The 12,436-nt window shown below is 30.1% G+C and carries 12 protein-coding genes; 2 read left to right on the forward strand and 10 right to left on the reverse strand.

From position 1 onward, the window contains the following. Positions 1–39: 39 nt before the first annotated feature. The gene (locus BA195_RS07645) at positions 40–759 is read left to right on the forward strand and encodes a YebC/PmpR family DNA-binding transcriptional regulator (RefSeq protein ID WP_068704135.1); all 720 of its coding nucleotides are present in this window, start codon (positions 40–42) and stop codon (positions 757–759) included. 57 nt (positions 760–816) lie between these two features. Here BA195_RS07645 and BA195_RS07650 read toward each other — a convergent pair whose 3' ends face one another. Beyond that, positions 817–2,208: a vWA domain-containing protein gene (locus BA195_RS07650; protein ID WP_068704137.1), complete on the reverse strand. Its 1,392-nt coding sequence runs from the start codon at positions 2,206–2,208 to the stop codon at positions 817–819. A gap of 155 nt (positions 2,209–2,363) precedes the next feature. Here BA195_RS07650 and BA195_RS07655 point away from each other — a divergent pair, with 155 nt between their 5' ends. Continuing rightward, positions 2,364–2,969 (forward strand): zinc-ribbon domain-containing protein, encoded by a 606-nt coding sequence (locus BA195_RS07655; protein ID WP_068704139.1) that lies wholly within the window; start codon positions 2,364–2,366, stop codon positions 2,967–2,969. A 4-nt stretch (positions 2,970–2,973) separates the two neighbouring features. Here the strand turns inward: BA195_RS07655 and BA195_RS07660 are convergent, their stop codons facing one another. The 9 genes from BA195_RS07660 to BA195_RS07700 form a co-directional block, all read right to left on the reverse strand. Next, positions 2,974–4,020, reverse strand: coding sequence for an AMP-binding protein (locus tag BA195_RS07660; protein WP_176714970.1), 1,047 nt, complete (start codon positions 4,018–4,020; stop codon positions 2,974–2,976). 205 nt (positions 4,021–4,225) lie between these two features. After that, on the reverse strand, positions 4,226–5,155 hold the full coding sequence (locus tag BA195_RS07665) for a CPBP family intramembrane glutamic endopeptidase (RefSeq protein WP_068704147.1): 930 nt from the start codon (positions 5,153–5,155) through the stop codon (positions 4,226–4,228). Positions 5,156–5,196: 41 nt separating this feature from the next. Beyond that, positions 5,197–6,237, reverse strand: a complete 1,041-nt coding sequence (locus tag BA195_RS07670) for an o-succinylbenzoate synthase (RefSeq protein ID WP_068704148.1) — start codon at positions 6,235–6,237, stop codon at positions 5,197–5,199. Between the two features lie 101 nt (positions 6,238–6,338). Continuing rightward, on the reverse strand, positions 6,339–6,851 hold the full coding sequence (locus tag BA195_RS07675; protein ID WP_068704149.1) for an SRPBCC family protein: 513 nt from the start codon (positions 6,849–6,851) through the stop codon (positions 6,339–6,341). 41 nt (positions 6,852–6,892) lie between these two features. Further along, positions 6,893–7,810: a 1,4-dihydroxy-2-naphthoate octaprenyltransferase gene (gene menA, locus BA195_RS07680; RefSeq protein ID WP_068704151.1), complete on the reverse strand. Its 918-nt coding sequence runs from the start codon at positions 7,808–7,810 to the stop codon at positions 6,893–6,895. 91 nt (positions 7,811–7,901) lie between these two features. Then, positions 7,902–8,681 (reverse strand): (Fe-S)-binding protein, encoded by a 780-nt coding sequence (locus BA195_RS07685; RefSeq protein WP_068704153.1) that lies wholly within the window; start codon positions 8,679–8,681, stop codon positions 7,902–7,904. A 106-nt stretch (positions 8,682–8,787) separates the two neighbouring features. Further along, positions 8,788–10,104, reverse strand: coding sequence for a 4Fe-4S dicluster domain-containing protein (locus BA195_RS07690; RefSeq protein ID WP_068704155.1), 1,317 nt, complete (start codon positions 10,102–10,104; stop codon positions 8,788–8,790). A 33-nt stretch (positions 10,105–10,137) separates the two neighbouring features. Continuing rightward, a complete protein-coding gene (locus BA195_RS07695) occupies positions 10,138–11,103 on the reverse strand; it encodes an MlaD family protein (protein ID WP_068704159.1) in 966 nt (321 codons plus the stop codon). Between the two features lie 64 nt (positions 11,104–11,167). Next, on the reverse strand, positions 11,168–12,367 hold the full coding sequence (locus tag BA195_RS07700; protein WP_068704161.1) for an N-acetylmuramoyl-L-alanine amidase family protein: 1,200 nt from the start codon (positions 12,365–12,367) through the stop codon (positions 11,168–11,170). Between the last annotated feature and the right edge of the window lie 69 nt (positions 12,368–12,436).

Below are 12,436 nucleotides of genomic sequence, written 5' to 3' on the forward strand. Positions count from 1 at the left end.
TAGTTACATTTGCCATTGCGTAAATATAATTTTTAAGAAATGGGAAGAGCATTTGAATTTAGGAAAGCAAGAAAAATGAAACGTTGGTCGGCAATGGCTAAAACATTTACCAGAATTGGTAAAGACATTGTTATGGCAGTTAAAGAAGGAGGTCCTAATCCTGAAACTAACGCACGTTTACGTGCCGTTATACAAAATGCAAAGGCTGCAAACATGCCTAAAGATAACGTTGAGCGCGCTATAAAAAAAGCATCTGACAAAGACACTGCCAATTATAAAGAAACTCTATTTGAAGGTTATGCTCCACATGGTATCGCTTTAGTTGTTGAAACCGCTACCGATAACAATAACCGTACTGTAGCTAATGTTAGAGCAGCTTTTAATAAATGTGATGGAAATTTAGGAACTTCTGGTTCGGTTGTTTTTATGTTTGATCACACTTGTAATTTTAGAATAAAAGCTGAAGACTTAAAGATAGATTTAGAAGAATTTGAATTAGAAATGATCGAATTTGATGTAGAAGAAATATTTGAAGATGAAGACGGAATTTTAATCTACGCTCCGTTTGAGCAATTTGGTGCAATTCAAAAATATTTAGAAGAAAATAATCTTGAAATTTTATCTTCAGGTTTTGAAAGAATTCCTACAACAACAACTAAACTTTCAGAAGAACAACAGGCTGATGTTGAAAAACTTTTAGAAAAACTAGAAGACGAAGACGATGTTCAAAACGTATACCACAGTATGGCTATAGTATAGTTATATTACACATAACAAAAACAAACCTCTCTATAAAAAATATAGAGAGGTTTTATTTTATATCCCTGCATATTTATTTATCAATCGAACAATTAAGTTATTTAACTTTTCTACTTTAAAATCGGTTGTTGTTGGTTTTAAGTGCTTGTTTCCAATTCCGCTATCATCAGTTAAAAAAACATAGGTTCCATTTGTAGAAACACTAAAATAACGCATTAAATATTCAACCGTTTTATCTGCACCACTAGCAACAATCGGAATAATTTTAATCCCTTTTTCTTGCGCTTTCTTTATTTGGTTTTTTATCGTATTAATGTTTTCTTTATTTAAATGAGGCGGTGCATCTAATAATAAAAACAACAACCTAGATTTTGCATTTATATTCCATGATTTAGATAATGAAACCCTTAACGCTTCCTCTACAGCTTCTTCGTAATCACCGCCTCCACCAGCAGTTTGATGAGATAAATTTTCTTTTATTTTAGTAATATCGGTAGTAAAATCAAAATCTCTAACAACATATTCATCTCCATGATCTCTATAAAATGTTAAACCAATTCTTTTTTTATGAACACTTGAATCTACACGGGTAATGATATTTTTTATTTCAGATTTTAAGTAATTAATCTCATCGCCCATTGAGCCTGTTGCATCGATGGTAAACATGATGTCAATGTCATTTAATTTTTCATTTAAATTATATGAAAATTCAATTTTTGTAGTTTCTCTATTAATTCTTATTCCTTTTATCTCATTTTTATAAATTACCTGAAGTGTATAATGCTTACTATCATTTTTAAAAACTAAAGCTTTACCAAAAACATCTGTCTTTGTTTTAAAAATCATCCTGTTTTTATCATCTAAAAACAAAACCGTAGCATTTATAATTGGAATATTATTTACATCTTTCACTAATACATCAACCTTTTCTTTTAAAGAAAATTTCCAATTATTTTTCACTTTTAAAAACATATCGTTTTTCATTAACAACTTCCAATCATCCCATTTTTCTAAATCATTAATTTCTCCTGCTGTTAATTGTCCTGATTGTGGTGTATCTATTTTTACAAAAGATGGTTCTTTTATTTTTTTTGATGAATATGTTAATGATTTACTTTCTCTTTTAATTCCCATAGCAACTACTACTACTTCATCTAAAACATGAGTGTTTTCAGTTAGTAAAACATTAATTATAGTTTTATTTTTTACCAGAACTTCTTTCGTTTCCATTCCTATAAATGAAAAAACTAATACATCTCCTTTACCTGCTTTTATAGCATATTTGCCATCAAAATCAGTTTCAACACCTGTTTCTGTTCCTTTAATTAAAACAGTAACTCCTGGCAAAACACCAGAATTATCAGAAACAATTCCTTTTATTTTTTTCTCTTGTGCTTGTAGTAATGACACAATAGTTATTAAAAATATGAAAGTTATTTTTTTTAGCATAATTATAGATTTTAAATTTGATATAAACCTATTGTTATTTGTAAGGATAAAAAATCGGCAATGAGTGAACACTTACTTTAAGTAAGTAAACTCAGCTATTTAATTAGTCTAAATGTGTCAATTTTTAATATATTTAGCAAAAAAATAAAATTGATATGATTTTTTACGGAACAAAAGGTTCACACCTAAAAAGTGAAAGAAGAGGAGGTATAAAATGTGATCATTGTAATGAAATTACAAATCACACAATTTCCGTGTATGGTAAATACGCCTACTTATACTGGATTCCTGTTTTTCCTATGACTAAAAAAGTATTTTCAGAGTGTTCAAATTGCAAGACAACCAAGGCTTACAAAGAAATGAACGAAAAACTTAAAGATGCTGCTATAGAGGTAAAGCGAAATGTAAAAACTCCTATTTGGTATTGGTCTGGCTTGGGTATTATTGCTCTTATAATAGCTTTCGGCGCATATTCAGCTGGTAAACATAAAAAAGATTTAGTAAATTATATTAAAGAACCTGCTGTTGGTGATGTAATTGAATTTAGAGTTACTCAAACAGGGTATTACTCTACTTTAAAAATTAAATCGGTCACTAATGATTCTATTTTCGTAATTCAAAATGATTATGAAACAGATAAAAAGAAAGGAATTTCTGGTATCGACAAGGCTAAAAATTATACAACAGCACCTTATAGTTTAGGTAAAAATGAAATTCAAGGACTTTTTGACAAGGGCTTATTCTATGATATAAATAGATAGTTGTTTAAAACTTAATCAAATCCAGCGTTTTTTTTCGTTGGATTTTTTTTGTTTCTGTTTCTATAAACTGAGGTAGAAAATAAACTGCTTTCGGTATTTCGAATTTTGAAAGTGTATTTAATTCAGAAAAATCAATTTCTTTCTTTACTCCTTCAATTACAAGAATTAACTTTTCTCCTAAAACTTCATCTTTAATTCCTGATACAAAAAAACGTTGCTCGATAATTTCTGATAACTTCTCTTCTATTTTCTCCGGATGTAATTTTACACCTCCTGAATTTATAACATTATCTATTCGTCCCAGCCACTCAAATGTTGTTTTAGAAACGATATTTACAACATCGTTTGTAACAATTTTTTCTATTGTTACTTTTGGTGCTTCGATTACTAAACAATTTCTATCGTCTTTGCTTAATAGAATATTTGGAAGCGTTTTATAAACACTTCTCGACTCCGCCATAAGTGGTAAATCATTCAGTTTTTTAACAGCAATATGAGTTATCGTTTCTGTCATTCCGTAAGTAGCAAATACTTTTGTCGAAATATTTTGAATTGCAGCTATTAAATCAGCAGTAACAACTCCACCACCAACAATTAGTTTATCTATTTTATGTAATTCATTCAACGAACTTCTTAACTGTAAGGGTACCATAGCCGAAAAATCATACTGCTTTTCTATGCCTTTTAACGGGTTCGATTCTGGTTTTACAACATCTAATTGCCACCCTAAAGTTAAAGCTCGTACCAACATCATTTTACCTGCTATATAATCAGTAGATAAACATAACAATGCTACTGTATTTTCTTTTAAATTAAAAAATGTACCCGTTGCTAAAGCTGAGTTTTTCATAAACTCTTTTTTTAACTGAATAGGTTTTGGTTTACCTGTTGAACCTGATGTTTGCACAGTTACAAAGTCCTTTTGATGAAACCAATCACTTAAAAATTTAGCTATTGAATTTGAAATCGTTCTAGAAAATGCAACCAATTCTTCTTCGGATGAAAAAGATACTCCGTTTAATTTAAAATTTTCATGAAACTGATTTCTCATATCTATAGTTAATGATTACTTCGTTCTTAGCCCCCTTAGTAACGTTCGTATTTATTTCCCTGCCATAATTATACTTTTCACGTCATTCCGAATTTATTTCGGAATCTCATCAACCAAAAAACAATTTCTTAGTATGAGAACCTGAAACAAGTTCAGTTTGACGAATTATATTTACCATCAATTAAAAATAATAACTGTTCAACTTTTATGGTTTTTCAATTTTACCCACCAACTTATCTTTCCAGTTTGTCCAACCATATTTTTTTGAAAACAACAATAACAGTAACGGGTATAATACAAAAACAGGTAAAAACATTTCTATACCAACTGAAGGGTCAGAAGTATCAATAAACAAGGCGTCTGTTTGAAAAACCATCCAATCGGTAGTTACCAAAAATGCTGCTACAATATTATTTATAGCATGTAAGCCCAAGGCTAACTCTGTTCCTTCATCCATCAAGGTTACAATTCCGAAAAAGAAACCAGTACCTATATAAAATACCATTGAAATATAGCCTAGTTTTTCAACCTCAGGATTTGCACCATGTAACAAACCAAAAGCGACAGAAGTTATAATTAAAGGAACCCATCTATTTTTAAACCACGTTCCTAAACCTTGCATAAAATAACCTCTAAAAAGCAATTCTTCAAAACTGGTTTGTAATGGTAAAAACAAAAAAGATATGGCTACCAATGTAAAAAACGGTATTGGTTTAAAATTCCATGTATAATATTCTGGCTCTAAAAAAATTCCTAATAATGTGATGCTAACTGCTACGATTCCCCAAACAACAAAACCAAACCAAAACCTACTCCAATCAATAGATTTTCTACTTGTTATTAAGGTTTTTACTGCGCGCTTATGTATAAATTTTATTGTTAAAAACAAAAAAAGTAAACCGACTGCAAACATTAATATCATTAAAAATAAAAACAAGTTTTTATTAATACCTAAAGTCATGAAACTATTATTTGCGGCGCTTGAAAATTCGTTAAAATCTTCTGAATATAAAACAGCCGTTATAGCCAAAGGTGTAATTCCTATAAATTGCCAACCAAATATTATTAATAAAATACCCCCTAAATAATAAGGCCAATCGTTACTACCTTTATATGCTTGTTGTATAAAATTCATGTGTAAGCGTATTACTATTTTAAAACAAATTCAAAGTTATGTTAATCTAAATTAAATTTCCACTTTTTAGACAAATCGTACTCCAATCCACCATTTAAAACCGTTAACGGGCTTTTAAAATTATTTGTAAACAAACTACCTGTTCCTAAACCTTGTGGTAACGGGTTTTGTAAAGTGTAGGTATATTGCGCTATGGCATTTAACCCGATATTACTTTCTAAAGCCGAAGTAATCCAGTTATCTGCTTGGTATTTATTAGCTATTAAAATCCACTCATTGCTTCCTTTAAATCCACCCACTAAACTTGGTTTTAAAATAATGTATTGCGGTTGTATGGTTTGAATGCATTTTTCTTTTTCTTCGGATGTAAAAACACCTATCAACTCTTCGTCTAATGCTATTGGCAAAGGTGTTTTTTCACACAAAGCTGCCATTTCCTGCCATTGCCCTTGCTTGATTGGTTGCTCGATTGAATGAATATCTAATGCAGCCAATCGTTGTAATTTTTCTAAAGCATTTTTTGGTGTAAACCCACCGTTTGCATCTACTCTTAAAGTGATTTCTTTTGATGAAAATTCTTTTCGTATTGATTTTAACAAATTGATTTCAGTATTAAAATCAATTGCACCAATTTTCATTTTAATGGTTGAAAACCCTTGTGCTAGTTTATCTTTTATTTGTTGTTGCATAAAAGATTTATCGCCCATCCAAATTAATCCGTTGATAGCAATATTTTGTTTTCCTGCTGTAAAATCTGATGGAAATAATTTAAACGGATTTTTAGCTTTTAATGATAAAAAAGCTTGTTCTAATCCAAATTGAATACTTGGGTAATGAATGGTTGCTATCAATAAATTTTCTAACCCTAGATTAATGTTTTGACAAACCCATTGTAGTTTTTGCTCATAATCGGGCGTGTCATCGATACTTAAACCTCTAAACAATCCGCATTCTCCAAAACCTATTTCATCCTGTTTTTTTAATGTTATAAACCAGGTTTCTTTGGTACGTAATATTCCGCGTGATGTTCCGCTGGCTTGCTTAAAGTTTAAAATATATTTTTTATAGGTTGCTTTTATCATTATAGCCTACTATTGGTTTGCGTTAGGGATTGCAATGAAAATCCTTTTGTGAGGCACGAGCAAAAGATTGTAGTGTAAAGCCCGCTCGAACGCCCAAAAAATTATTTTTCTGCTATTTTTTTAAATTGATTCATATAATTTAGGCTTAAACTTTTAAAGGTGCCTTTAAAATAAGGGAACATGCATGCTGACATGTATGATTTACTATTAACTCCGCAATTTTGTACTATTTTGGTGGTGTTTCCGTTGGCGATAAAATTATAATCATCGGTTTTTACCATTTGATCGGAGTGAAATTGAAGGGTGATTTTTTTATTTGGAATATAGGCTGTTATTTTTTCGATCATTTTAATTTCTTGTCCGTTATTTTCAACAACCATCGTGTAAGTACTTCCAACTTTTCCTGGTTTCTCTTCAAGAATTTCGATCGATTTAACGTCGGGCAACCATTGTTTCATTAAATCGGTGTCTTCAAATTTTTTAAAAACTTCCTCTATTGGTTTATTTACTTCTATTTCTACCGTATATTTTACTTCTGTAACTACTATTCCTGTTAACAAAAACACTACTACTAGAGCTGTTACAATACCTAAAACTATTTTTACTGTTTTCATTATTATTTGTATAAAATTATATTTTAAATTCTTATTGTTATTTATAAAACGTTACTTAAACCAAAAAGAATTGCATATAAAAAAGTGCTTAATGCTACTTTTTTTAGTTCACCATCTAAGTCTGACTGAATTTTGTTTTTTGCCACTGTTACAATGTTTAAAAATAACGGAATAAATGCTATTAAAAATATAAATTGAATTGGAGATTTGTATTGCAAAAGAGTATAAACTAAAGTAGTTATTAAAGCTCCTATAATTAATATATAATGATATATTTTTGCTTTTTGGCTTCCGATTTTTACAACCAGAGTGTTTTTACCAACTTTTGCATCGTTATTTATATCACGCATGTTATTTAAATTTAAAACTGCGGTGCTTAACAATCCGATGGTTATTGCTGGTAAAAAAATAATTAAATTTAGCTGTTTTGTGTATAAAAAGTAGGTTCCTACTACGGCTAATAACCCAAAGAAAATGAATACAAACACATCTCCAAACCCGCTATAACCATAGGCTGATTTACCAACGGTATATTTAATTGCGGCTACAATTGAAACAATTCCTAACACAAAGAAAGTTACCGAATATAAAAAATTTTCTTTTCCGAAAGCAACATATATAAGTAACAACGCAATAAACAACGTTACAATACCTGTTACTATCATTGCTGTTTTCATTTGTTTAGGACTTATGGCTCCTGATGAAACCATACGTGCTTCACCTTCTCTATTATCATCAGCTCCCTTAACTCCGTCTCCATAATCATTTGCAAAATTTGACAGTACTTGAAAACCGATGGTTGTTAAAATTGCTAACCAAAATATTGGAGTTTCCAATAAAGTTATTGTGCTATCAGCATACATTACGTTATCAAAACCCAATTTACTTCCAACAATGATTCCTGAAACTGATAATGGTAATGTTCGTAAACGTGCTGCTTTTATATAGTTTTTTAGCATTTTAAATTTTGATTAAAACTTTTCGACTGCGCTTGATAAGACATATTTTGCCTGTTCAAACGCAGTCGATAATTATTAGTTGTATTATTTTTTATAAATTGTTTGCTTCTGCTATTAACTCGGCAATATCTTTTACAACTATTTGATCTTCTTTCATCTTAAACTTAACACCATCTGTCATCATTGTATTACAATAAGGGCAACCTGTTGCTATAATTTGTGGATTGGTTTTTAAAGCATCTTCAGTGCGCAGTACATTAATATCCATTGCTCCTTTTTCAGGTTCTTTAAACATTTGCGCCCCTCCAGCACCACAACATAATGCGGTAGATTTATGACGTTTCATTTCGGTCATTTTAACACCTAAACTTCTAATTAGTTCTCTTGGTGTTTCATATACATCATTTGCACGACCTAAGTAACATGGATCATGATAAGTTAATCGTTTACCTTTTAAATTGGCATCATCTATTGATAAACGTCCTTCACTAATTAATTTATTAATAAACTGTGTATGATGGTATACTTTATATGTACCTCCTAATTCAGGATATTCATTTTTTAAAGTGTTAAATGAATGTGGGTCACAAGTAACAATTGTTTTAACTTCATACCCGTTTAAAACTTCAATATTCATCATTGCCTGCATTTGAAACAAAAATTCGTTTCCTGCACGTTTAGCTGCATCACCTGTTGAACTTTCTTCGGTACCTAATACTGCAAAATCTACTCCTGCTTTGGTTAAAATTTTTACAAACGCTTTGGTTATTTTTTTTGCTCTATCATCATAACTTCCTGCTGCTCCTACCCAAAACAACACTTCTGGTTGTTTTCCTTGAGCCATCATATCTGCCATTGTTGGTACGTTCATAATTTTATGTTTTTTTTATTGATATGCTTTTTTCTGTAAATATTATCGATACAATTTTTCTTTGTTATTAAAAAAACTACTCGAATTAACAATTAGCCTAGACTTATTATTCGTCTTTCCAGTTTAATCTATCTTGTTGACTATATTGCCAAGGTGCTCCATTGTTTTCAATGTTTGTCATCATCATATTTAACTCTTGCGGAGCTGCAGATTCTTCCATTACTAAATAACGACGCATTTCTGTAATAATTGATAATGGATCGATACCTATTGGACATTCTTGTACACAAGCATTACAACTTGTACACGCCCATAATTCTTCTGGAGAAATATAATCGTTTAGTAATTGTTTTCCATCATCTTTAAAAGTACCGTTATTTGCATCAATATTTTTACCAACTTCTTCTAAACGGTCACGTGTATCCATCATAATTTTACGTGGAGATAGCTCTTTACCCGTTAAATTTGCTGGACATGACGAAGTACAACGCCCACATTCTGTACATGTATACGCATTCATTAGCTGCACCCAGTTTAAATCGGTAACATCAGAAGCTCCAAACTTTGCTGGCTCCTCTTCTTCAGCTCCTTCTTCAGGAATTGCATACGGATCTGCATCTGGATCCATCATCATTTTTACTTCTTTAGTAACAGCCTCAACATTTGTAAACTGTCCTTTTGGTTTTAAATTTGCAAAAAACGTATTTGGAAATGCTAATAAAATGTGTAAATGTTTTGAGTAATATAAATAATTTAAGAAAATTAAAATTCCAACAATGTGTGCCCACCATGCTGCTTTTTCAATAGTATGTAACTCTTCAACTGAAAAACTATTAAACCAAGGTGCTATAAATTGAGAAATAACATTACCAACACCTGCTTCTTGAAAAGGAACATCGGTTGCGTTCATTATTAAAAATAATGACATTAATACCATTTCGAAATATAAAATAATGTTTCCATCATTTTTTGGCCAACCTGTCATTTCTTTACTCCAAAAGCGTTTTACTTTTTCGATATTTCTACGAAACCAAAAAATTACTACTGCTACAAACACTAAGGCTGCTAGTACTTCAAAATTACCGATTAAAAAACCGTAAATACTGTTACCTAAAATTGGTTGAAAGACACGGTGTGTACCAAATAATCCATCAATAACGATTTCTAACATTTCGATGTTTATCAAAATAAAACCTACATATACTACTACATGTAAAATTCCTGAAACCGGACGACGTACCATTTTATATTGTCCTAAAGCAATTTTTGCCATATTTTTCCAGCGTTCAGGTTTGCGATCGGTTCTATCAATATCCTTTCCTAATTTAATATTCCTAATAAGTTTACGAACATTCAATATAAAATATCCAATTCCTGCAACTAAAATAAATGCGAAAATGATGTTTGATAAATATTTCTCCATTGTTAGTTAATTATTTTTTTGGTTAACCTTAGCTTATTTATTACTTATATTTTTTGTGTTATTTTCTTCATTATATGCTTTGGCTTTTTTACCAAATAATGAAAAATGAACAAACCTTTTTGGATTTAATTTCATTTCACGTAACAACTCTTCCATTTCTTTAGATGCATTGGTTAAATTTGTATACATCTTATCATCGGTCATTAACTTTCCTAAGGTTCCTTTACCAGCTTTCATATTTGCTAATAAACCGTTTACATTGGTTAATGTTGTTTCTAATTTTTTAACTGTTTCTCCTAAATTAGCTTTTGCTAAATCTGTTGATATTTTAGAAAAATTATCGGTAATTTTTTTAGCATTGTTAAGTGTCGAATCTAAATTATCTTTATTAGTTACCAATAGTGTATTTACTGATGATAGCGTTTTGCGAACATCATAAATTACGCCTTCTAAACCAATAATACTTCTATTTAAACTTTTACGTGATTTTTTATCGAGCACTTCATTGACTCCATTTAATAAAGAATCTGCTCCTACCAATACGTTTTCTAATTTTGATTGAATAGGATTTAATTTTTCTCCTACTGATGAAAAAATATCCGCTTCGACTTTACCTATTAAATAATCTCCAGAAACCGCAGTTTGACCATCATATTTAGGAACAATTGCTAAATTTTGCCCTCCCATTAAACTAGCTGAATATATTTTAGCAATACTATTTTTAGAAAAACTAAAATCAGTGTCTAATGATATTTTAACTAATAAAATTCCTTTTTTTTCAGGAGTTGGATTAAATGAGATATCATCAACCTTACCAACTTTTAAACCATTAATAGTTACTAAACTAGCGGTATTAAGCCCATTAATATTTTCATATTCAACAAAAAAGTGACGATTATTACCATTAAATAAGTCCTGTCCTTTTAAAAAATTGTATCCCCAAATAAATAACACTATAATTATTACAGCAACAATTCCTGTTTTAAGTTCTTTTGACATTATAAAAAATTATAGCACGAAAATAGTAATAATTTTGGTTCTATAAATATAGAACCCCTCTAAATTAAAGGTTTTTCAATGCTTCCTTGATTGAAATTTTCTGTTTACCTTTAAAAGCAACAACCCAAGCATCTTTATATCCTGTTTTTCTAACTTTTGATAAAATCTTTTTTATCTCTGTAAAACTTGAAGAATTACCATGGTAATATTTATGATAACCATCAATAAACATTGATTCTACATTTTTTAAACCTTTAAAATTAAAATTGGTATTATTTAATTTGGTTTTTGAAGCTGCTATTTGCACTTTAAATGTAATTGCTGCAACTATTTTTTTAGCTGGTGTTTTAGCTTTTACAATTACTTTTTTAGCTGGTACTTTTTTGGGTATTACTTTTGGTGCTGGTTTTTGTGTTATTTTTTTTGAAACTTTTTTAGGCGCCACTTTTGTTGCAACTACTTGTTGAACCGTATTTAATTTTAACCTATTTATGTATTTTTTTATTGCATCAGCAATTGCTTTTGCCATTTTTATTTGTCCAGACCTTGTATTTAAAAACTTCCCTTCCTTTTTATTTGTCAAAAAACCCAACTCAATTAAAACACTTGGCATTACTGTTTCTCTTAACACTAAAAAGTTGGCTTGCTTTACCTTTCTGTTATTTCTTTTTAAAGCCACAAAATTACCTTGAACAAAACTGGCAATTCCTAAACTATTATCTAAATTCTCTTCTTGAAGTACTGATAAACCTATAACTGACTCTGGTGAATTTGGATCATAATCATAGTTTTGTTTATAATTATCCTCTAATAAAATCACGGCATTTTCTCGTTTAGAGATTTCGAGATTTTCTTTATTTCCATTTAACCCTAACACAAATGTACTTGCTCCATTAGGTTCTGATTTGTGAAATGCATCACAGTGAATAGACACAAATAAGTCGGCTTTTTTTGTGTTGGCAATTTTTGCTCGGTTATGTAACTCAACAAAAACGTCTTTCTTTCGAGTATAAATCACCTCTATATCTCTAGCTGTTAACAACTCTTTTCCTACATCTAAAGCAACTCTTAATGCAACTTTTGCTTCTTTATAACCATTACCAACATTACCAGGATCTTTACCTCCATGCCCTGCATCAAGTACTACAGTATATTTTTTTTGAGCAGAAATTTTTGCTGAAAACCCCAAAATAAAGAATAATGAGATTAAAAATAAAAAATAAATTTTTAGGTGATTATATTTACGTAATTTTAAGAATTGCATCAATAAAATTTAACTATTTTTGGTTTTTTATATTTTGATATTCAAAGAGCTTGCCAAGCTTTTAAATAT

Origin of the sequence: Tenacibaculum soleae (genome assembly GCF_001693415.1) — a bacterium.
GTDB classification, from domain to species: Bacteria; Bacteroidota; Bacteroidia; order Flavobacteriales; family Flavobacteriaceae; genus Polaribacter; species Polaribacter soleae.